The sequence below is a fragment of the Streptomyces sp. NPDC091272 genome, assembly GCF_044757485.1.
Lineage (GTDB): Bacteria > Actinomycetota > Actinomycetes > Streptomycetales > Streptomycetaceae > Streptomyces.
Genome location: NZ_JBIVVC010000004.1, coordinates 539,875 through 561,520, shown reverse-complemented (window position 1 = coordinate 561,520; position 21,646 = coordinate 539,875). Strand labels below are relative to the sequence as shown.

Annotated in this window: 14 protein-coding genes and 1 pseudogene; 9 read left to right on the top strand and 6 right to left on the bottom strand. The window is 72.9% G+C overall.

The features are described from left to right. Positions 1 to 2 precede the first annotated feature (2 nt). On the bottom strand, positions 3 to 440 hold the full coding sequence (locus tag ACIQM4_RS15565) for a DUF3499 domain-containing protein (RefSeq protein ID WP_401591370.1): 438 nt from the start codon (positions 438 to 440) through the stop codon (positions 3 to 5). A gap of 358 nt (positions 441 to 798) precedes the next feature. On the opposite strand from ACIQM4_RS15565, the gene ACIQM4_RS15560 reads away from it, so the two are divergent. Further along, positions 799 to 1,332 (top strand): metallopeptidase family protein, encoded by a 534-nt coding sequence (locus ACIQM4_RS15560; RefSeq protein WP_401591457.1) that lies wholly within the window; start codon positions 799 to 801, stop codon positions 1,330 to 1,332. 179 nt (positions 1,333 to 1,511) lie between these two features. Here ACIQM4_RS15560 and ACIQM4_RS15555 read toward each other — a convergent pair whose 3' ends face one another. The 3 genes from ACIQM4_RS15555 to ACIQM4_RS15545 form a co-directional block, all read right to left on the bottom strand. Further along, positions 1,512 to 3,023: a DUF5719 family protein gene (locus ACIQM4_RS15555; protein WP_401591368.1), complete on the bottom strand. Its 1,512-nt coding sequence runs from the start codon at positions 3,021 to 3,023 to the stop codon at positions 1,512 to 1,514. Continuing rightward, positions 3,020 to 6,973 (bottom strand): glycosyltransferase, encoded by a 3,954-nt coding sequence (locus ACIQM4_RS15550; protein ID WP_401591365.1) that lies wholly within the window; start codon positions 6,971 to 6,973, stop codon positions 3,020 to 3,022. The genes ACIQM4_RS15555 and ACIQM4_RS15550 overlap by 4 nt, the downstream gene beginning before the upstream one ends. A 268-nt stretch (positions 6,974 to 7,241) precedes the next feature. Then, on the bottom strand, positions 7,242 to 7,505 hold the full coding sequence (locus ACIQM4_RS15545) for a WhiB family transcriptional regulator (RefSeq protein WP_030927001.1): 264 nt from the start codon (positions 7,503 to 7,505) through the stop codon (positions 7,242 to 7,244). 767 nt (positions 7,506 to 8,272) lie between these two features. Here ACIQM4_RS15545 and ACIQM4_RS15540 point away from each other — a divergent pair. From ACIQM4_RS15540 to ACIQM4_RS15525, 4 genes and pseudogenes are all read left to right on the top strand, one after another. After that, a pseudogene (locus ACIQM4_RS15540) lies at positions 8,273 to 8,729 on the top strand (cysteine dioxygenase); the annotation flags it as partial. A 192-nt stretch (positions 8,730 to 8,921) separates the two neighbouring features. Continuing rightward, positions 8,922 to 9,878 (top strand): 2-phospho-L-lactate transferase, encoded by a 957-nt coding sequence (gene cofD, locus ACIQM4_RS15535; RefSeq protein WP_401591362.1) that lies wholly within the window; start codon positions 8,922 to 8,924, stop codon positions 9,876 to 9,878. Next, a complete protein-coding gene (locus ACIQM4_RS15530) occupies positions 9,875 to 11,200 on the top strand; it encodes a coenzyme F420-0:L-glutamate ligase (RefSeq protein ID WP_401591359.1) in 1,326 nt (441 codons plus the stop codon). The genes cofD and ACIQM4_RS15530 overlap by 4 nt, the downstream gene beginning before the upstream one ends. Positions 11,201 to 11,717: 517 nt before the next feature. Continuing rightward, positions 11,718 to 12,599 (top strand): DNA-3-methyladenine glycosylase family protein, encoded by an 882-nt coding sequence (locus tag ACIQM4_RS15525; protein ID WP_401591356.1) that lies wholly within the window; start codon positions 11,718 to 11,720, stop codon positions 12,597 to 12,599. 42 nt (positions 12,600 to 12,641) lie between these two features. Here the strand turns inward: ACIQM4_RS15525 and ACIQM4_RS15520 are convergent, their stop codons facing one another. After that, entirely contained in the window at positions 12,642 to 13,724 is a 1,083-nt protein-coding gene (locus tag ACIQM4_RS15520; protein ID WP_401591354.1) for a sugar phosphate nucleotidyltransferase, read from the bottom strand. A 129-nt stretch (positions 13,725 to 13,853) separates the two neighbouring features. Next, a complete protein-coding gene (locus ACIQM4_RS15515) occupies positions 13,854 to 15,092 on the bottom strand; it encodes a peptidoglycan recognition protein (RefSeq protein ID WP_401591351.1) in 1,239 nt (412 codons plus the stop codon). Positions 15,093 to 15,231: 139 nt separating this feature from the next. Between ACIQM4_RS15515 and ACIQM4_RS15510 the strand changes: the two genes are divergently transcribed. The 4 genes from ACIQM4_RS15510 to ACIQM4_RS15495 all read left to right on the top strand — a co-directional run bounded on the left by ACIQM4_RS15510 (position 15,232) and on the right by ACIQM4_RS15495 (position 21,491). Then, positions 15,232 to 15,999, top strand: a complete 768-nt coding sequence (locus ACIQM4_RS15510; RefSeq protein ID WP_401591348.1) for a TIGR03089 family protein — start codon at positions 15,232 to 15,234, stop codon at positions 15,997 to 15,999. A 165-nt stretch (positions 16,000 to 16,164) separates the two neighbouring features. Then, positions 16,165 to 17,697: an LCP family protein gene (locus tag ACIQM4_RS15505; RefSeq protein WP_401591345.1), complete on the top strand. Its 1,533-nt coding sequence runs from the start codon at positions 16,165 to 16,167 to the stop codon at positions 17,695 to 17,697. 231 nt (positions 17,698 to 17,928) lie between these two features. After that, positions 17,929 to 19,704, top strand: a complete 1,776-nt coding sequence (locus ACIQM4_RS15500) for an LCP family protein (protein ID WP_401591343.1) — start codon at positions 17,929 to 17,931, stop codon at positions 19,702 to 19,704. 71 nt (positions 19,705 to 19,775) lie between these two features. Then, the gene (locus tag ACIQM4_RS15495; protein WP_401591340.1) at positions 19,776 to 21,491 is read left to right on the top strand and encodes an LCP family protein; all 1,716 of its coding nucleotides are present in this window, start codon (positions 19,776 to 19,778) and stop codon (positions 21,489 to 21,491) included. Positions 21,492 to 21,646: the final 155 nt, after the last annotated feature.

Below are 21,646 nucleotides of genomic sequence, written 5' to 3'. Positions count from 1 at the left end.
GCCTATTCGGGAGAGCGGAGCACCCTGAGATGGCCGCGGCGGGCGGCGGAGGGCGCGGCGGGGTTCGCCGTGCGCGCACCGTTGGCGTCGGGGTCGGCGGGGCGGTCGTGCGGCCTGGCGGCCTCACGGACCGCGTTGGCGAGGGCTTCGAGGTCGTCACCGCTGGGGCGGGCGGGCGCGGAGCCGTCGGAGAGACGCACCACGTCCCAGCCGCGGGGCGCGGTCAGTCGGTCCGAGTGCTCGGCGCACAGGTCGTAGCAATGGGGCTCGGCGTAGGTGGCGAGCGGACCGAGAACTGCCGTCGAGTCCGCGTAGACGTACGTCAGTGTCGCGACGGCAGGGCGACCGCACGCAGTGCGCGAACAGCGACGTACAGGGCTCACGACGTTGGACGGTACCGCACTCTTGAACGGGCCGCGACGACTCTCCCCCGACGTCACCCCACCGTGTCGGTCGGCGACCCCCCTCCGGGCCTCCCTGCGGGTGGCCGGTCTGACCTGCGTGAAAGCGGCGACGGGTGGTGGGGGCGCCCGTACCGTACCGGTCAGCGATGGCCACAAACGATGTCAATCGGGGTGGGTCGGGCGGTCACCTACGGGTGCGAGATCGAGCCCGTACTTGGCTGAAATGATCATTCGGAACCACCCGGAGTGCCGCGGACGGCGCGCAGCGCGGTCGCGCCGGGGCGCGGATCACCATCGCGTCCGGTGCCCGACTCGCCGCCCCACGGGAGCGCGGATCGCCGTCGCGCCGGGGCCCGGATTATCGTTCGGCCCGGAGGGCTACGCTGCGTCAGTGATGGACAGTTCCGGACCGCCCCGTTCCCCCGAGCCGCACCCCGCCGGGCCCCACCCCGTCGAGCCGTGCCCCGTCGAGCCGTGCCCCGCCGAACCGCACTCCGAGGGCCGCGCCGGGCCTCGCAGGCGCGACCGTCACGGCCGCGGGATGCGCGGCCCCGTGGCGCCGCCCCAGGTGCCGCTCTCGGCCAGCAGGGCGGAGGTGTTCGGCGATCTCGTCCAGGACTCCGTGGAGCGGTTGGAGCGGCGCTGGCCGCAACTGGCCGATGTTGATTTCCTGGTGCTCGACGTGCCCCCGGCGGGCGGCGCGGAGGGGCCCGACGGGTGGACGGACGAGCCGGTGCCGCTCGGCGGGGTGCTGTCGGCGGACGACGGCCGTGCCGCGCGCGTGGTGGTGTACCGGCGGCCGGTGGAGATCCGCACCAAGAGCAGGGACGAGCGGGCGATGCTGGTGCACGAGGTCGTCGTGGAGCAGGTCGCGGAACTGCTCGGGCTGGCTCCCGAATCCGTCGACCCGCGCTACGGGCAGGACTGACACGCGGACGCGTGCGCGGAGTGCCCGCACGCCGGGCGCTCGGAGTGCCCGCACGCCCGCGCGAAGGGCCCCCGCCAGGACCGGCACGCGCACCCGCACGAACGGGCCGGCCTACCCGGACGTGCACGGCCCCCACGCCCGCGTGTAGGCGCCCCCACACCCAGGACCACGGACCGCCGTCAGTCGTCCAGTACCGACAGGTCGTTGCGCGCGTGCGGGACCACCACCGTGCCCTTGTCGTCCGGCAGCGGCTGGACGGTGAACATCGGGATGCCGTTCTCCGGGAGCTGGAGCATCCGCGACGCGTGCACCGGGCCGCCCGCCAGCGACTCGACCGTCAGGGCGTACGCACCCTTGAGGCCGGTCGGCACGGGGGCCGCAACCGACACCGTCGTACCGGCCCTGACCTTGTACGTCTTCACGACGGGCGTTCCGCCGCCGGTGCCCGCCGAGGCCGTCACCCTCACCTCGCCCGCCGCTGCCGGCGCGGTCAGCGACAGGACCGAGCCCTGCGCGCGGTTGTCGGCCGCGGTGGAGCGGGCGCCCACGGGGGCGGTCGCCGGTACGTAGGCGACCTCCTGCTTGTCCCTCATGCCGCGCACGATGCGCACCGCCGCCACCACGGGGGCGCTGCGACTGCCCTCCGAGGGGGACAGCACCAGGGCGCCCGCCTCTCCCTTGGTGACGTCCCGGAGGTCCAGCGACGCGGTCATCCGCGACTTGACGTGCAGTGATTCGGCCCCTGCCGGGGTGATGGAGCCGTTGGCACCCGCCAGCCGCACCTTGACGTCGGCGTCGGCGTCACCGGTGGCGAAGACCACCAGCCGTACGGACGTGGCGTCGGCGGGCAGGCCCGGGAGCACCACGCTTCCCGACGGGTCCGCCGACGCGCTCAGCCAGTCGCTGCCGGCCTTGTCCTCCATGGCCTGCACGGCGGCGCCGACCCGGCCCGCACGCGTGGTGACGTGCACGGTCGCGTCGGTCAGCCGGGCCGAGGACAGCGTGGAGAGCAGCACCGGGACGCTGGAGTGCGGCGGGACCGTGATCCCCTCCCCCGCGTCGGACTTCAGCAGCCCCTCGGGACCGTACAGCTCGACGTCCGCGACGGCGGCCGAGTCGTCCGGGTTGGTGAGGTGGACGTAGTCCTGCCGCGCCTCGGCGGTGCTCACCCCCGGGAACCAGAACTCGGTGTCCGGTGCCGAGCAGCTCACCCCGAGCACCCCGCGGGACCCGCCCGCGGCGACCTTGGTGGTCTGCTGGGCGGCCCAGCCCGGCGCCAGGGCGCCGTCGGCGGTGCCTACGAGAGCCGGGGCCCCCGAACCGCTCGCGGCAGCGGTGACGGGCTTCCCCGGCTCCTTGAGGGAGAGGGTCGGCTTCTTGGCGCCATTGGCGTTCTTGGCGCCCGCGGACGGGACCAGCTCCGCCTTGCCCGGCTTGGTGTCCCCCTGTCCGGCCGCCGCGCCGCCCCCCGGGGTGAACGCGGTGTACGCGGTCTCCGCCAGGTCCGAGCCGCTGGGCGCCGGGCACAGCAGACTGGACCGCTCGACGGGCAGCCGGGCGGCTGCTCCCGTGCCCGCGGACTTCGCGTCGTTCCCCGCGGTGTCGCCGTCCGGTGCGGCGACCACGGCGAAGCCGGTGACGGCTGCGAGGGCGGTCACGGCGGCGAGCAGGGAGAGGGTGGCGCGGTTCATCGGTTGTTGCTCCCGTCGGGGCGCGGTCCGTCATGGTCCCGGCCGTCGTCATGACGACCGTCCTGCAGGTCGCCTTGGGGTCGACCGTCCTGCAGGTCGCCTTGGGGTCGACCGTCCTGCCGGTGGCCCTGGGACCGGCCGTCCGCGTAGGCCTCGCCGGCATAGGGACCGTTCGCGTAAGGGTCGTACGGCTGCGGCTGATAGGTCTGCTGCTGCGGGTCGTACGGCTGCTGGGCGCCGTAATCCCCGCTGCCGTACGCGTCGTACGCCTGCTGGCCCTGCACCGGGCTCGCAACCGGGTTCTGCACGGACTCGTGCGACGAGTTCGGGTCCTCCGGCTGCCGACCGTAGTCGTACGGGGGGTACTGGCCCTCGCCGTAACCCAGTTGCTGTCCCTCGTGCTGCTGCCCCTGCGGCTGTCCCTGCTGCCCCTGCTGCTGCCACGACTGATTCGGGTCCTCGCCGTACCCGTCCTCGCCGAACTGGCCCTGGTCGCCCTGGCCCTGGCCGTACTCCGCATGTGCGTACGCCTGTGCGTCCCACTCGCCGTACGAACCCTGTGGCGGTACGGCCGCCGCGTAGGGCGCGTCCTGGCCGTCGTCCGGGGCGAACTCGGGCGACGGGTACGGGGACGCGTACGGGTCGACGACGGGGGTGGTCGGCTCCTGCTGCTCGGCCTCCGCCTCCGCCGCGGCGCGCAGCCTGCGCGCCCGGCGGCCCTCGCCCTCGACCGGCGCCGCCGGGAAGTCCGCGGCGGCCTCCTCGGGCAGGTCGTCGTCGATCTCGCGGCGGCGGCCCGGCAGCGCCAGCACCACCAGGACGAGGGCGAGCGCGCCCTGTGCCCACAGCCACACGGTGTGGGTGAGCGGTGCCTCGTAGGTCAGGTCGAGTCTGCCGCCCGTGGTGGGCAGTTCGAAGCCCTGCGCCCAGCCGTCCACCGTCCTGCGGGTCAGCTCGCGGCCGTCGAGAGTGGCCGTCCAGCCCGGTGCGGCGGCGTCCGCCAGGCGCAGTACGCGGCCCGCCGGTCCTGCCTGGAGGGTGGTGTGCGCCTCGACGGGCCGGGAGGCGACGGACTGCGGTTCGGCGGACTCGCCCGGCGGCACGATCATGAGTCGGGCGACCTGCCGGTCCACGCGCCACAGGGCGCTGCCGTCGAGCTGGCTGAGGCGGCTGAGGCCGGGCGTCGAGTCGAGCACGCGGCTCATCTGCCGGGGGGCTCCGTCGCGCACGAGGACGTAACGCACGGCGAAGCCGCCGAGCTGACCGGCCTGGTCGGCGCCGGAGCCGGCGACCAGGTTGGAGACGATCTTGTCGAGCTGGGGGTTGGAGCTGCCCGCCGCGGTCAGTTCGGCGTCGCCGAGCCGTCCGCCGGAACCGCGGACCAGCGAGTACGAGACCTGGTCGGGCGAGCTGCCGCCGAGCACGAGGGTGCGCGGCTGGTCCCGGGTGGTGGACTCCTCCGCGACGAATGCGGGCACCTGCACCGGGTCGCGCCGGCCGAGCGGTCCGTCGGCGCCGGTGAACATCCAGCCCGCCGCGGCCAGCGCCGGGCCGAGGGCGGCCGCCGCGGCGATCAGCACGGCGACCGGCTGGCGCCAGCCGAAGTTCTGCGAGGCGACGCGCACCCGCGCGCCGTCCGCGCCGAGCACGGTGGCGGCGATCAGGGCGAGGCCGTGAACGAGGGTTGCGGGGCCCGCCCAGCCGTCCCGGTTGGTGAGCACGGCGAGGACGAGTGCGACCAGGGCGACGACCCACGCGCTGCGGATCGCGAACTGGCGCTCCCCGCGCAGCAGGGCGGCGAGGGCGGCGAGCACGATGCCGACGAGCAGCAGACCGCCGGCCGTCTTCGGTCCGCCGGGGCTGATGCCCAGCAGGTCCAGGGGGGTCGCCGCGCCCGCACCGAAGGGCAGGCCCGCCTCGCGCAGCAGGGCGGCGGGGTCGGTCAGCAGCGACAGCGACCACGGGGCGAGCACCAGCAGGGGGGTGCCGACCGCCGCCACGAAGCGCAGACCGTACGCGGCGATGTCGTCGCGCCGCAGCACCAGTACGCCGATGCCGAGAAGCACCGCCAGCGGCCACACCGCGGGGGTGAACGCCGTCGCGAGGCTGAGCAGCAGCGCGTAGGCCCACACCGAGCGCCAGCTGGAGCGTGCGCCGTCGGCGCCGCGGACGCCGGCCGCGGAGACGGCGCAGCGCGCGATCAGCGGCAGCAGGACGGCGAGGACGGCGGTGCCGATCCGGCCGCCGGCCAGTGCGCCGGTGACCGCGGGCAGGAAGGCGTACGCGACGGCGGCCCAGGCGCGCAGCAGCCGGGACTCGACCAGCGGCCGGGAGACGAAGTACGCGGCCAGTCCCGCCAGCGGCACCGAGCAGATCAGCAGCACCGTCAGGGCGGCGTGCGGGGAGCCGAGGAGCAGGGTCGAGAGGGCGGCGAGGAGCGCCAGGTAGGGCGGGGCGGACTGGGTGCCGCCGGTGCCGGTGGGGTGCCACGCGTCGGCGTAGCGGGCCATGAGTTCGCCCGCGCCGTCGGGGGACGGCAGGAGCGCGCCGCCCGCGAGGGAGCCGCTGCCCAGCAGGCCGCGGCAGGCGATGAGGGAGACGAGCAGCAGCAGGGCGAAGAGGACGGGGCCCGGCTTGCGGGCGACCTTCTTCACCCGGGCGAACTGCTCGACCTCCAGGAAGTCCGCGTCGTCGCCGCCTGGGCCGCTCTCGACGGCGCCGTGCCGGGAGCCGCCCGACTCGGCCTCGGCGGGGCCGCCGAAGCTTCCCGCGACCTGTTCGACGGTGGCCCGCAGGGTGGCTCCCGGTGGCGGGAACAGGGGGCGCAGTTCGGCCGCGTCGACGAGGCCCTTGCCGCGCGCCTTGCGGGCGGCCAGCACGCGTCCTGGTCTCAGCAGCACGCCGAGCAGTCCGGTGACCTCGTCGACGGCCTGTCCCGGCACCTTGCCGACGAGGTAGGCGAGCGTCCGCAGCAGGGTGCCGACGACGAGCCGCAGCAGGACGTACGGGAGGACCGTGCCGCGGGCGTTGGCGAGCATCGTGTAGACCGCGCCCGCCTTGTCGACGCGGTGCGGGTTGGCGACGGAGCGCCCCGCGCAGTCGACGGTGCGGCGCTCGCGCGCCGCGGCCTCGGCGTGCCGTACGACGGCGTCGGGGGCGACCAGGACGCGGTGCCCCGCGGCGTGCGCGCGCCAGCACAGGTCGACGTCGTCGCGCATCAGCGGCAGCCTGCGGTCGAACCCGCCCAACTGCTCCCACACGTCACGGCGGATCAGCATGCCCGCGCTGGAGACCGAGAGCACGGAGCGGACCTGGTCGTGCTGGCCCTGGTCCTGCTCGCGGCGGTCCAGGCCGGTCCAGCGGCGTCCGCTGTTGGCGATGGAGACGCCGACCTCAAGCAGCTGCTTCTTGTCGTACCAGCCGCGCAGTTTGGGGCCGACGACGGCGGCGTACTCGTCGGACTCGGCGACCCGCAGGAGTTCGGCGAGTGCGTCGGGGGCGGGCGCGCTGTCGTCGTGCAGCAGCCACAGCCACTGCACGGGTTCGCCGTGCGGCAGGTCCGGCATGTCGTAGGCGTCGTCGCGCCACTGCCTGCTGACGGGGTCCCAGCCGCTGGGCTTCTTCAGGTAGGGCAGTTCTTCGGGGGTGAGGACGCCGGCCGTGCGGACGGCCTCGTCGACCGCCGTGCCGAAGCCGGTGCGGCGGGCGAGGTGCAGGACGCGTTCGTCCCCGAGGGCCTCGGTGACGAGCCGGGCGGAGTCGTCGGCGCTGCCGGTGTCGGCGGCGACGGCGTTCTGCACGGGGCGTTCCTGGCCGAGCAGGCCCCGCAGCACGTCGGGGAGCCAGCGCGCACCGTCGTGGGAGACGAGTACGGCGGTGACGACGTGCCGGGGGAACTCGGGCGGGGTGGCGGCGGCCGCGTACGGGGCCGTTGGTTGACTGACGGACATCGACGTACGGGCCCTCCGGCCGGGGTCCGGGGGTCGCCCCCCGGAAGGCTGGTTCAGCTGACTGCGGCGCACGCGCGGGCCCGTGGGGGCGCCGGGTGCGATCGCCGGACAGCGGCCCACACTAACGGCTGCACATACGGACGGTCCGCCGCCTGCGGGGAAGGGGCAGGCGGCGGACCGTGCGTTGTGTACTGCCTTGTGCTGTTTTGCTGGGGCCGCGGTCAGGCGGCCTCCGGCGACGGGCGGTCAGGGACCGCGCCGGTGTTGCTCAGACGGCGGCCTTCTTCAGTCTCCGGCGCTCACGTTCCGACAGGCCGCCCCAGATTCCGAAGCGTTCGTCATTCGACAGGGCGTATTCGAGGCATTCGGAACGGACTTCACAGGCGAGGCAGACCTTCTTTGCCTCGCGGGTGGAACCACCCTTCTCGGGAAAGAAGGACTCGGGGTCGGTCTGGGCGCACAATGCGCGCTCCTGCCAGCCGAGTTCCTCGTCCGCGTCCTCGACCAGCAGTTGCTGGAACAGCTCGGTCATGTGCGCCCCTCGTCTGTCTTTTGTGTCCCCGTGATGTTGCCGCTACCGAATCCCGGCCGAACGACACGAGTGAAATTACAAGTGTGTAGCTCCGTGGCAGTCAAGCCGAGATCTGCTATTGAGCCCGTTATTCACTCTGCGGAACCAAGGCTATGCAGAAAGTGTTCAAATCGCCAAAAACCATGACACATGTCCTCGCCTGTGGATCGGTTACCCCGAACACGGAGGAAGACGCGGAAGATCTGGATCTTGTTGCGGTCCACCCCGGGAAGCGATTCGGATCACAGTCGGATCACGGGACGGCAACGGCGTACGCCCGGAAATTGCCGGCGGTCGCGCAAGGGTGCGGGCGACGGGGCGCGTGAGCAGTTGGAGCGCGATCTCTCCACGTCAGCGGCTGCACAAACCTTTCTTCTGCCGCCTTAACCGGAAGGGGTGAAACATTGAGGCCAAACCGGTCATCGAGTTGACAGACGGTGATACTCCCGGTCACCTTGTTTTCGTGCCAGCTACCGCAGTGCTCTCCCGGACCCACACCCGTGTGGTCCGCAGTGCTGCCCCGGTCCGCTGCCACTGTTGCTGTCACAGCTGTTGAAGCCACCCGCGCTCCAGCCCCGCACCCGCCGCGCACCGCATCCCGCGTGCCGGCGACGCACCCGCCGCACACCGCACCCCACGTGCCGGCGACGCATCCGCACCTGACCTTCTGCGCCGGTGCACGACGCCCTGCGACACCCCAGCACTCATCGCCGAGGAACCCCCGCACCATGAACAGCGACAGCGACCTCCAGATCGCCGGTGACCTCCTTGAGGTCCTGCACCTCCTGGCCCCCGCCCCCGAGCACCCCTCCACCGTGGCCGGGTTCGCCGGTCTCGCCCGCTCGATCGCGGCCGACCGCGCACAGTGGGCCCCGCTCGTGCGCTACGACGCCGCCACCCGCTGGTACCACCGGCTACGGACCGGCCCCGGCTACGAGGTCTGGCTGCTCAGCTGGGTCCCCGGCCAGGCCAGCGGCGCCCACGACCACGGGGGTTCCTCCGGGGTGCTGACCGTCCTCCAGGGCGAACTCACCGAACGTAACGACAGGGGCGCGCGCACGCTCGGCACGGGGGCGCAGTACGTCTCCGCGCCCGGCCACGTCCACGAGGTGGTCAACGACACCCTGGAGCCGGCCGTCAGCCTGCACATCTACTTCCCGGGACTGACGGAGATGCCGATGTACGGGACGGGCACGGAGGGCGGCGCGCAAGCTTCAGCGGCATCGGCCGCGCAGGTCGGCGCGCAAGCTCCCGCGGCATCAGCCGCACAGGTCGGCGCGCAAGCTCCCGCCGTACCCGCCGTATCCGCCGTGGAGGCCGGAGCAAGGGAGGCCGGGCCCCCGCACGGGGCGGACCTCGCCTGAGAGACTGTTCCGCATGCGCATTGTGGTTCTTGCAGGCGGTATCGGCGGTGCTCGTTTTCTTCGCGGTCTCAAGGAGGCGGCGCCGGACGCGGACATCACCGTCATCGGCAACACCGGTGACGACATTCATCTGTTCGGGCTGAAGGTCTGCCCCGACCTCGACACGGTGATGTACACGCTCGGCGGCGGCATCAACGAGGAACAGGGCTGGGGGCGTTCGGACGAGACCTTCCAGGTCAAGGCCGAGCTCGCGGCGTACGGCGTCGGCCCGGAGTGGTTCGGGCTCGGTGACCGGGACTTCGCGACACACATCGTCCGTACGCAGATGCTCGGCGCCGGTTATCCGCTGAGCGCGGTCACCGAGGCCCTGTGCGAGCGGTGGCAGCCCGGCGTACGGCTGATCCCGATGTCCGACGACCGCGTCGAGACGCATGTGGCGGTCGACGTGGACGGCGAGCGCAAGGCGGTGCACTTCCAGGAGTACTGGGTGAGGTTGCGCGCCTCGGTGCCCGCCGAGGCGATCGTGCCGGTGGGTGCCGACCGGGCGAAGCCCGCGCCGGGCGTGCTGGAGGCGATCGCGGAGGCCGACGTCATCGTCTTCCCGCCGTCGAACCCGGTGGTGAGCGTGGGCACGATCCTCGCCGTTCCCGGCATCCGCGAGGCGATCGCCGACGCGGGTGTGCCGGTGGTCGGGCTCTCCCCCATCGTGGGCGACGCGCCGGTGCGCGGCATGGCGGACAAGGTGCTGGCCGCGGTGGGCGTGGAGTCGACCGCGGCGGCGGTGGCGCAGCACTACGGCTCCGGGCTGCTCGACGGGTGGCTCGTGGACACCGTCGACGCGGGCACCGTGGCGGCGGTCGAGGACGCGGGCATCCGCTGCCGTGCCGTACCGCTGATGATGACGGACCTGGCGGCGACCACCGCGATGGCGCGGGCCGCGCTGGAACTGGCTTCGGAGGTACGGGCGTGAGCGACGCGCGTACGGACGCACCGGCGCCCTCGTACCGGGTGTGGGCGGTCCCCGGGCTGCCCGAGGTCCGTGAGGGCGACGACCTGGCGAAGCTGATCGTGGCCGCGGAGCCCGCGCTCGCCGACGGTGACGTGCTGCTGGTGACGTCGAAGATCGTCAGTAAGGCGGAGGGGCGGATCGTCGCCGCCGACTCGCGCGAGTCGGCGATCGACGCCGAGACGGTACGGGTGGTGGCCCGGCGCGGGACGCTGCGGATCGTGGAGAACCGGCAGGGCCTGGTGATGGCCGCGGCGGGCGTCGACGCGTCGAACACCCCGGCCGGGACCGTGCTGCTGCTGCCGCTGGACTCCGACGTCTCGGCCCGCGCGATCAGGGACGGGGTGCGTGCCGCGCTGGGCGTCGAGGTGGGTGTGATCGTCACGGACACCTTCGGGCGGCCGTGGCGCAGCGGGCTCACCGATGTGGCGATCGGGGCCGCCGGGGTGCGGGTCCTGGACGACCTGCGGGGCGGTGTCGACGCGTACGGCAATCCGCTGAGTGCGACGGTCGTGGCGACCGCGGACGAACTGGCCGCCGCCGGCGACCTGGTGAAGGGCAAGGCCGCCGGGCTGCCGGTCGCGGTGGTACGGGGGCTGGCCCACACGGTGTCCGCCGGGGCGGACGGCGAGGGTGCACGGGCTCTGGTGCGCGGTGCGGCCGGCGACATGTTCCGGCTGGGGACGTCGGAGGCCGTACGGGAGGCGGTGACGCAGCGGCGCACGGTACGGGACTTCACGGACGAGCCCGTCGACGGCGGCGCGGTGCGCCGGGCGGTCGCCGCGGCGGTGACGGCTCCCGCGCCGCACCACACGACGCCGTGGCGCTTCGTGCTGCTGGAGAGCGAGGCGTCCAGGGTCCGACTGCTGGACGCGATGCGGGACGCGTGGGTCGCGGACCTGCGGGCGGACGGGAAGTCCGAGGAGTCGATCGCCAAGCGGGTGCGGCGCGGGGACGTGCTGCGTCGGGCGCCGTACCTGGTGGTGCCGTGCCTGGTGACGGACGGGGCGCACGCGTACGGGGACGCGCGGCGGGACGCGGCGGAGCGGGAGATGTTCGTGGTGGCCATGGGGGCCGGCGTGCAGAACTTCCTGGTGGCGCTGGCCGGGGAGCAGCTGGGGTCGGCGTGGGTGTCCTCCACGATGTTCTGCCGGCCGGTGGTGCGCGAGGTGCTGCAACTTCCCGCCGGCTGGGACCCGATGGGAACGATCGCGGTGGGCCACCCGACGGCTGCGCCGGGGGCGCGGGCGGAGCGGGACGTGGAGGGGTTTGTCGAGGTCAGGTGAGGCAGCGACGTCGCGTCACTTGAGCCCTCGTCCCCCTTCCGCCCTGCGCGAGGCGGGACGGCCCCTCCAGGGGCGCGGGGAACTGCGCGAGCAACCACGACGCACCCGCGCGAAGTGAGACGGTCCTTCCAGGGGCGCGGGGAACTGCGCGCCCAGCCCCCACCCACTCGCACGAAGTGAGACGGCCCCTTCAGGGGCGCGGGGAACTGCGCGACCAGCCACGACGCACCCGCGCGAAGGAAACGCACCGGCAAGGGGGCACGCGAAAGGGTGCGCTCCGCGCGAGGGGCCGCCCCCTTGCCCACCCGTCCCGCCCCCGGGGGGCGGCCCCGCTGCCCAAGAGGGCTGAGGTGGGGGGTGGGGAAAGGGGGCGGCCCCGCTGCCCAAGAGGGCTGGGGGGTGGGGAAAGGGGGCGGCCCCGCTGCGTAAAGAGGCTGAGGTGGGGATGGGTGAGGGCGGCCCCGCTGTCCAAAGCGGCAGGGATCCGGGTCGCGGTCAGGCCCGTTAGGGTTTTGGGGTGGCAGGGAGATTTCAGCGGGTGGTGCTCGGACCGCTCCGGCGTGGCGGGGCCGATCCGGCGTACCGGGTCGGTGCCGACGGTGCCGTGTGGCGGGCGAGCCGGACCCCCGAGGGGCCGGGGACGTTGCGGGTGGCGGGTGACTCCGCGCGGGCCTGGGGCCCGGGGGCGCAGTGGCTGCTGGACCGGCTGCCCGACCTGTTGGGCGAGCGGGACGAGCCGGACGGCTTCGTCGCGCACCACCGCGTGGTGGCGCAGGCGCAGCACCGCAATCCTGGACTGCGGCTGTGCAGGACCGGCCTGGTGCTGGAGTCGCTGATCCCGTCGGTGCTGGAGCAGAAGGTCACGACGGTCGAGGCGTACCGGTCCTGGCGGCACCTGCTGCGGAAGTTCGGGGAGCCCGCGCCCGTGCCCGACGTGGCGGGGGCGCCTTCGGATCTGTATGTGATGCCGGACGCCAGGGCCTGGACCCGGATCCCCTCCTGGGAGTGGCACCTGGCGAACGTCGACGCCAAGCGCTCCGACACCGTCGTACGGGCCGCCCGGGTCGCCGCCCGGCTGGAGGAGGCGGCGGGGATGCCGTACGAGAAGGCCAAGGCGCGGCTGGAGCTGGTGCCCGGGATCGGCCCGTGGACCTCCGCCGAGACCCTCCAGCGCAGCAACGGCGCGCCGGACGCCCTGACGCTGGGCGATCTGCACCTGCCGGGGATCGTCGGGCACGCCCTGGCCGGGAAGCGGGACGCGACGGACGCCGACATGCTGGAGCTGCTGGCGCCCTACGCGGGGCAGCGCCACCGGGCGGTCCGGCTGATCATGCTCACCGGGCTGACCCCGCCCTGCCGGGCACCTCGGATGGCGCCCGGCAGGTTCTCCCACCTGTAGCGGAACGGGTCAGGGGCAGGTCAGGAACAGGTCAGGAACAGGTCACTGGTCCGAGGAGAAGCGCACCGAGCCGGGTGGCAGGACCGCGTCGCACCAGATGCGGACGCCGCAGCGCAGTTCGTTGTCGGCGCCGATCCGCGCGCCGTCGCCGATGACCGCGTCCGCCAGCCGTGTACGGGCGCCGATGCGGGCTCCCGCGCCCACCAGCGAGTCCGTGATCACCGCGCCCGGCTCGACGACCGCGCCCGCCAGGATCGCGCTGCCCTCGATGCGGGCGCCCTCGCCGACCTTCGCGCCCGCGCCGACGACCGTACCGCCGGTGAGTTTGGCGTCGGGGGCGACGACCGCGCCCGGCATGACCAGGCGGTCACCGCAGCGGCCCGGTACCGCGGGGGACGGCGCGCGGCCCTGCACCAGGTCGGCCGAGCCCCGTACGAACGCCTGCGGGGTGCCCAGGTCCAGCCAGTACGTGGAGTCGACCATGCCCTGGAGGTGTGCGCCGGAGGAGAGCAGCCCGGGGAAGGTCTCGCGTTCGACGGAGACGGGGCGGCCCGTCGGGATGGTGTCGATGACCGAGCGGCGGAAGACGTACGCGCCCGCGTTGATCTGGTCGGTGACGATCTCCTCGGGGCTCTGGGGCTTCTCCAGGAAGGCGCTCACACGGCCGGAGGCGTCCGTGGGGACCAGGCCGAAGGCGCGCGGGTCGTCGACGCGGGTGAGGTGGAGGGAGACGTCGGCGCCCGAGGTCCGGTGGGTGGCGACCAGGGCCTCGATGTCGAGGCCGGTGAGGATGTCGCCGTTGAAGATCAGGACGGGCTCGTCGGGGCCCGAGTGCAGGCGCGAGGCGACGTTGCGGATGGCGCCGCCGGTGCCGAGCGGCTCGTCCTCGGTGACGTACTCCAGGTGCAGGCCGAGGGCGGAGCCGTCACCGAAGTGCGGTTCGAAGACCTCAGCGAGGTAGGAGGTGGCGAGGACGATGTGTTCGACCCCGGCGGCCCGCGCGCGGGCCAGCTGGTGGGTCAGGAAGGGCACGCCCGCCGCGGGGACCATGGGCTTGGGGGTGTTCACCGTGAGCGGGCGCAGCCGGGTTCCCTTGCCCCCGACCAGGAGGATCGCTTCAGTCACCTTGTCGTCTCTGCTTCCTGCTGGGGCCGGCCGGGTGTGGGCGGCCAGTGTATGCAGACTGTTCGATACGTCCCGGTCAGTGCCCCGTGCGGGGCGCTGACCGGGCAGGTGTCCCGGCCGGCCCGCAGCTCAGCGGCCCTGGAGCTGCCCCGCCTGCCACCGCAGGTCGCCGAGCCTGCTGTAGAGGAGTTGGCCGGGGCACTCGGTGGAGAAGCCGTCGCGATGGCCGGAGATGACGTTGAGCCGGACGTTGGCGCCCTTCTTGTAGAGGTTGCTGCCCCCCGAGGTGAGGTAGGTGGCGCCCTGCGGGTCGGCGCCGTGCAGTCCGAGCTTCCAGGCGGTGAGCTTCGCGACCGCGTCCACGGCGGCATCGGACGGGTTGGTGCTGCCGAACGTCCCGAGGACGGCGATGCCCGTGCTGTCGGTGTTGAAACCGAGAGTGTGCGCTCCCATGACCGGCTTGGCCACACCCCCCGCACGCCCTTCGTAGATGTTGCCGCACTTGTCGACGGCGAAGTTGTAGCCGAAGTCACGCCAGCCGCTGCTCTTGACGTGGTAGCGGTAGATACTGCGCAGGACCGATGCGGACTGCGAACAGCTGTACCCGTTCCCGGTCGCGCTGTGATGGACGAAGGCGGCCTTGACCGTCTTCGTGTAGACGTAGCCCTTCTCCTTCAGGTTCTCGTCCGCGCCCCACCCCTTGCGCAGGACGATCCGCGGCCGGGGGCCGACGTACGGATTCGCGGTGCCGGTCTCCGCCTCGGCCTGGAGCTCGGCGCCTGCCTTGGTGAGCTCCGGGAGTTCGAGGTCCGGGACCGGCGAGCGGGGGCGGAGCGGGTCGGGGCCGGGGTCGACGAGGTCGAGGCGCAGGCCCGCGGGCAGTGACCGGCTCCCGCCGCCTGCCGGGCGCACCCGGGCCTCGACGCCGTTGGACGCGCCGACCCACAGGGGAGCCGTGGAGCCGTGTGCGCGTCCCTCGGCCGCGTCGGGGTCGGCCGCGTCGGCAGGGTGCGCGTCCAGGTCCAGCCAAGGTGACCAGCGGCCGGTGTCCGCTGCCCTCGTACGTACCTGGACCCGTCCGTCCAGTACGGCGCGCGGGTCGTCCCAGACCACGCCGACCAGGGAGAACGGTTCCACGTCCGGTGAGTTCAGGTCCGCCCGTCCGGCGGGGCGCGCCGCCCGGTCGCTGCCCGGCGCACCTGCGCCCCGCGGTGTCAGTGGGAGAGATCTGGTGGAGCCGGAGAGTGTGTCCGCCTGCGAGCCCGCCAACTGCTGCCGGGGCGCGGGTACCTCGTCGGGCAGGACGAACGGGAGCGCGAGCAGGGCCGCGCACGTGACGCCGATCGAAGAAGCAAGGGATGCACGCATGCAACAGATCTTGGACATAAGCATATAAATCTGTCCATCGCTGGAACCGGCGGGCGGATTGACGGTGTGTCTGCCGGACGGGTGCCCCTGCCACCGGCCGGATCGGTTCCCCCGCACCCGGCCGACGTACCCTCCTCGGATGAACACCACCGACCGCACCCCTGCCGACCTGCTGCGTTCCGCGCTCGCCACGGACCCGGGCCGTCCCCTCGTCACCTTCTACGACGACGCGACGGGCGAGCGCGTCGAACTGTCCGTCGCCACCTTCGCCAATTGGGTGGCCAAGACCGCCAACCTCCTGCAGGGCGACCTCTCGGCGGGGCCCGGCGACCGGCTCGCGCTGCACCTGCCCGCGCACTGGCAGACCGCGGTCTGGCTGCTGGCCTGCTCGTCGGTGGGTGTGACGGCCGACGTGCTCGGAGCGCCGGGGTCGGCGGACGTGGTGGTCAGCGGCCCCGACTCGCTCGAAGCGGCGCGCGCGGGCCGGGGCGAGCGGATCGCACTGGCGCTGCGCCCGCTGGGCGGCCGGTTCCCGCAACCGCCGGAGGGCTTCGCCGACTACGCGGTCGAAGTCCCGTCCCAGGGTGACCGTTTCGCACCCTTCGCCCCGGTGGACCCGCAGGAGAGCGCGCTGGTCGTCGACGGCGGGGAGCTCACCGCTGTCGAGGTCGTGGAGCGCGCCCGCACGGACGCGGCGGCGCTCGGCCTGGGCCCCGACTCGCGCGTGCTGTCGGGGCTCGGGTACGACAGCTGGGAGGGACTGTCCGCCGGCCTGTACGCCCCGCTGGCCGCCGGCGCGTCCGTCGTGCTGTGCCGCAACCTCGGACAGCTGTCGGCCGAAGGGCTCGCCAAGCGGGTCGCGAGCGAGCGCGTCACGCACACGGCGGGACGTCCGGCGCAGGCGTAGAGCGGGTACGCCGCCGGGGGCGGGCCCATCAGGTGGACCGGGGCCCGGCCTCGCCGGTGCGGGAGCGGGCCCGGTACATGATCGGTCGCACGCACAACCAAGCGCCGGGTTCAGCCGTCTACTCCTGCGATCGGCGGCCCAGCGGGCCGCCGCCCCCGTACGAGGATGGACGCAGACGTGACCGACACTGCTGGCACGCCCCCCCGACCGGACGAACCGGCGGCGGACGGAGCAGGGGCGTCCGGAGCGGAGACGGCCGGCACTGCGGCGTCCGCGGGACCCCCCGGCGCCTCGGCGCAGGAGGAGCACGGATCCGCCGCCCGGGAGGCAGGCGAAGGGAGCGCGGGGGACACCCCGCGGGAGAACGCGGCGGGAGCTTCCGACGGTGCGCCCACCGAGGGAGCATCCGACGGTGCACCGGCCGAGCCCCCCGCCGCGGGAGGATCCGACGGTGCACCCGCCGACCCTCCCGCCACGGGAGCATCCGACGGCGCCCCCGCCGAGCCCCCCGCTCCCCCGCCGCCCCACCGTCGCCACTGGGTGCGCTGGCTGGCGGGCGGCGCCGCGGTCGTGGTGCTCGCCGCCGCCGGCACGGGGTGGTACTTCTACCAGAAGCTCAACGGCAACATCACCACCGACAACGACGCCGCCGCCGAGCTCCGCGCCTGGGACAAGGAGCGCCCCGCCCAGGCCCCGGTGGCGCTCGACGCCCTGAACATCCTGCTGATCGGCTCGGACACCCGGGCCGGCGGCAACGGCAAGTACGGCCGCGACGAGGGAACCCAGCGCTCGGACACCACGATCCTGCTGCACCTGGCGGGCGGCCGCACCGGCGCGACCGGCGTCTCGCTGCCCCGCGACCTGATGGTGGACATCCCCAGCTGCACCAAGGCGGACGGCACCCGCACCCGGGCGATGTTCGCGCAGTTCAACTGGGCCTACGAGATGGGCGGTACGGCCTGCACGATCCGTACCGTGGAGAAGCTGACCGGCATCCGGCTCGACCACCACATGGTGGTCGACTTCCAGGGCTTCAAGGACATGGTCGACGCGGTCGACGGCGTCGACGTCTGTCTGAAGAAGCCGATCGACGACAAGGACGCGCACCTCAAGCTCGCCGCAGGACCGCAGACCCTCAACGGGGAGCAGGCGCTCGGCTACGTACGCGCGCGCAAGAGCATCGGCGGTGGCAGTGACACCGAACGCATGGACCGCCAGCAGCAGTTCCTCGGCTCGCTCGTCAACAAGATGCAGAGCAGCGGCGTCCTGCTGAACCCGGGGAAGCTCTATCCGGTGCTGGACGCGGCGACCAAGTCCCTCACCACCGACCCGGGGTTGGCCTCGCTGCGCGACCTGTACGACCTGGCGTCCGGGATGCGGGACGTACCGTCCGAGAAGGTGCAGTTCCTGACCGTTCCACGACAGCCCTACACGTACGACATCAATCGGGACGAACTCATCAAGTCGCAGGCGGAGAAGCTCTTCCGGCAGCTGCGCGAGGACGCGCCGGTGTCCGTCGCACCGGCCAAGTCCCCGTCGAACACCGGGGAGTCGGGCTCCCCCACCCCTTCCGGGGGGACGGTCGAACCCGAGAACGGCAACACCGACGAGGGCAAGCCGATCGGTCCGGGTACACCAAGTCCCCAGCCGACACCGACTTTCACCGGAACAAACGCCGCCACGGGCATGTGCGAGTAAAGCGATTCCCAAGACGGAGACATACCCCGTTGCGGTTTGGGGGAATTGCCCGGTTGTAAGGGGCGTGGAATTTGTCACTGCCGTCGCTCGGCCGTGATCTGGGCAGATAGTGTGACGCGATCCAGTGCAAGCACCTGCCACAACGCGGGTCACGCACGCACGACTGGACCGAATGACCGAGCGCCTGGGGGGAGGCGCCTCGCGTGGGACCGACGGAGGACTCAGGCAACCGTGGACGCGCACAGCCGTGACGGGGCGGGCGAGATCGACCCCGCCGACCAGTGGGTTCTCAACCCGCACACCGGCCATTACGAACTGCGACTGGACCAATCCGCAGGGTCCCCGAGAGGCACGGGACAGCCCCCGGGCAGTGGTCGCGGCCGCGGTCGGGACACCCGTGACAGCGGCCGGCGGTCCGCCGCCCCCCGGCGCGAGGTACCGCCCCAGCGAAGCCGTCGTACGTCGGCACGTCCGGGCCCCGAGGAAGGCCCCGGCACCCGGGGCCAGGGTGGCGGCGGCTCGCCACCCGCGGGCCGCCGCAAGCGCAAGCAGCCCAAGCCGCGCAAGAAGGCACTGAAGATCACCGGCGCCGTCGTCGGCTTCGTCGTCGTGGTCGGCTCGGTCGGCGCCTGGGCCCTCTACGAGCACTTCAACGGCAACCTGAAGTCGGTGGAGGTCTCCGGCGGCACGGGCGGCTTCAAGAAGGACCAGGCCATCAACATCCTGGTGATCGGCACCGACAAGCGGGTCGGCGACGGCAACGAGGGCTACGGCGACAAGAACAGCCCCGGCCACGCCGACACCACGATCCTCTTCCACGTCTCCAAGGACCGGACGAACGCGACCGCGATGTCCATCCCGCGTGACCTGATGACCTCGATCCCGGACTGCCCCACCAAGGTGGACGGCACCGAGAAGGTCGTACCCGGCCAGCAGCAGGCCCGCTTCAACACCAGCCTCGGTCAGTCCGACCGCGACCCCGGCTGCACCATGCGCACGGTCAAGGAGATCACCGGGCTGACCGTCGACCACTTCATGATGGTCGACTTCAACGCGGTGAAGACGCTGACCACAGCCGTCGGCGGCGTCGACGTCTGCGTCGCCAAGGACGTCGACGACCCGAAGTCGCACCTCAAGCTCGCCAAGGGCAACCACACCATCGAGGGCGAGCAGGCGCTGGCCTTCGTACGCACCCGGCACGCCTTCGGCGACGAGTCCGACCTCAGCCGGATCAAGACGCAGCAGCAGTTCATCGGCGCGATGATCCGCAAGATGAAGTCCAGCGAGACGCTGACCGACCCGGGCAAGCTCTACGACCTGGCCGACGCCGCCACCCAGGCGCTGACCGTCGACTCCGGCATCGGCAGCATCCTCAAGCTGAAGTCACTGGCCACCGAGGTCGCCAAGGTCGACCCGGCCAACGTCACCTTCGCCACGCTGCCGGTCCTCGACAACCCGGCGGAGCCGGTGGGCCGCAAGGCCACCGTCGTCGTCAACGACTCGCAGGCCGCTCCGCTGTTCTCGATGATGCAGTCGGACACCTCGCTCAGTGAGGTGAAGAAGCAGGAGAAGGCCCAGAAGGCCCAGGCGGACGCCAAGCAGGACGCCCTGCTCAAGGGCGAGAAGGCCGCCGCCGACGACGTACGGGTGAACGTCTTCAACGGGGGCGGCCCCAGCGGCGCCGCCCAGGAGACGCTGTCCTGGCTCCAGTTGCAGAAGGGCGCCAGGCTCGCGACCAACGGCGGCAACTCGCCGCAGCCCGACATCGCGAAGACCACGCTGTCGTACGGCGAGAACCAGGCCGACCAGGCGCGCGCGCTCGCCGCGATGATGGGACTGCCGTCCTCGGCGATGAAGCCGACCGGGCAGCAGGCGCAGGAGCGCGAGCCGATGTCGCTCACCCTGGGCAAGGACTTCACCGCGCCGGGCACGCCCCCGGGCGGTCCCGCGAAGGTGCCGGCCGGCGTCCAGCAGGCCAACGCGGCCAAGTCGGTGTGCGCCAAGTGACCTGGGGTCACCGGGCGCCGTAGGCACGACGTACGACGCACGAAAAATCTGAACAGGAGTAGGGGGGCCCGGTGGGCAGCAGCAGTGTGCATGGGGAGGGCACCCGGGCCCGCAGCCTCGGCTGGGACGAGAGTCTCTACGAGGACGCGGCGCCCGGGGGCCCGGGGGCGCAGGACGCGCCTCCGGGGGACGGACGCGGCACACCGGCGGGCGGCAGCGGTTCCGGCGGCGGACGCCGCAGGAGCGGTGCGCGCCGCCGGCGTCCGGAGCCCGGCGGCAGCAGGAAGAAGCGCGTCCTGCGCGGGATCGCGATAGCCGTGGCCGTGCTGATCCTCGGCACGGCCGGCGCCGGCTACCTCTACTACGAGCACCTCAACAGCAACCTGCGCAGCAGCGCCCGCAGCAGCAACAACGGCCCGGACAGGCCCAAGGCCAACGCGGCCGGGCAGACCCCGCTGAACATCCTGCTGATCGGCTCCGACGACCGCAACGATCCGGCGAACCTGAAGCTCGGCGGCAGCAAGTCGTCCGTCGGCAGCAAGCCGCTCGCCGACGTGCAGAAACTGCTGCACGTCTCCGCGGACCGCAAGCACGCCTCGGTGGTGAGCATCCCGCGCGACACCCGGGTGAACATCCCCGAGTGCAAGGACGACAAGACCGGCGCCGTCTCGCCGAAGACCAACACGATCATCAACGAGTCGCTGGCGCGCGGTGGTCCGAGCTGTGTCCTGGACACCTGGCAGGAGCTCACCAAGGTCTACATCGACCACTGGATCATGATCGACTTCGCCGGCGTGGTGCAGATGTCGGACGCCGTCGGCGGTGTCGACGTCTGCCTGAAACAGGGCGTCTGGGACCGCCCGACGCCCAGCCAGTCCGGCGGCTCGCACCTCAAGCTCAGCGCGGGCAACCACAAGATCAAGGGCGAGGACGCCCTGAAGTGGCTGCGCACCCGGCACGCGTTCGCCAGTGACAAGGGCCGCGCCAAGGCGCAGCACATGTACATGAACTCGATGATCCGCACGCTCAAGTCGCAGAACGCGTTCACCGACGTCGGCCGGCTGACCGGCCTGGCGGAGACGGCCACCAAGGCGCTTGAGGTCTCCGACGAGATCGGCTCGGTCAAGAAACTCTTCGACCTGGCACTGCAACTCAAGGACGTCCCGTCGGACGGCATCACCATGACGTCGCTGCCGACCATCGAGGACCCGACCAACCGCAACCACTACGTCGTCGATCCGAAGGACTCCGAGCAGGTCCTCAAACTGCTCCAGGACGACGTCCCCTTCGACAAGGGCGGCGCACAGGACGGCAAGCCCGCGAAGAAGCCCGCCGAGAAGCCCGCGAAGAAGGCCTCCACGAGCCCCGGCGAACTCGCCGTCACCGTGCAGAACGGCACCGGCAGCGACACCCGGTCCCCCGTCTCCGGCCGGGCCGCCGCGGTCGCGCAGGTCCTCTCCGGCAAGGGCTACGCCCGTACGACGGCCAGCCGGGAGCGGCAGAGCTCCGAGCGGACGACGGTCAGCTTCCCGAGCGCCGAGCTGGAGGGCGACGCGCAGGCGGTCGCCAAGGCGCTCGGCCTGCCGGCCACGGCCGTGAGCCGGTCGACGGACGCCTCCGGCGTGACCCTGGTCGTCGGCGCGGACTGGCGGGAGGGCTCCTCCTACCCGAAGAGCGAGGCCCCCAGGGCGGGCGACGTGCCGCAGAGCGCGGAGGCGGTCAAGGGCAACGACGCAGGGGCGTGCATGGACGTCTACGCGCCGTACCGGTGGAACGGCGCCGGCTGAGGACCGGGCGGTACGAAGGAGAGGGGGGGGCCCGGGCCCGCGGGCCCGGCCCCCCCCCCCCCCGGGCGCCCCCCCCCCCGCGGGGGGGCGGGGGGGGCGGCCCGTACCCCGGGGGGGGCGCCGGCGGCGGGCCCCGGGCGGGCGGCGCGGCCGGC

What these genes read in the sequence shown, in the direction of transcription:
- ACIQM4_RS15560 (WP_401591457.1), top strand. Translation starts at nt 799, where the DNA reads ATGGACAGTTCCGGACCGCCCCGTTCCCCCGAGCCGCACCCCGCCGGG.
- ACIQM4_RS15555 (WP_401591368.1), bottom strand. Translation starts at nt 3,023, where the DNA reads ATGAACCGCGCCACCCTCTCCCTGCTCGCCGCCGTGACCGCCCTCGCA.
- ACIQM4_RS15550 (WP_401591365.1), bottom strand. Translation starts at nt 6,973, where the DNA reads ATGTCCGTCAGTCAACCAACGGCCCCGTACGCGGCCGCCGCCACCCCG.
- ACIQM4_RS15545 (WP_030927001.1), bottom strand. Translation starts at nt 7,505, where the DNA reads ATGACCGAGCTGTTCCAGCAACTGCTGGTCGAGGACGCGGACGAGGAA.
- cofD (WP_401591362.1), top strand. Translation starts at nt 8,922, where the DNA reads ATGCGCATTGTGGTTCTTGCAGGCGGTATCGGCGGTGCTCGTTTTCTT.
- ACIQM4_RS15515 (WP_401591351.1), bottom strand. Translation starts at nt 15,092, where the DNA reads ATGCGTGCATCCCTTGCTTCTTCGATCGGCGTCACGTGCGCGGCCCTG.
- ACIQM4_RS15510 (WP_401591348.1), top strand. Translation starts at nt 15,232, where the DNA reads ATGAACACCACCGACCGCACCCCTGCCGACCTGCTGCGTTCCGCGCTC.
- ACIQM4_RS15505 (WP_401591345.1), top strand. Translation starts at nt 16,165, where the DNA reads ATGGACGCAGACGTGACCGACACTGCTGGCACGCCCCCCCGACCGGAC.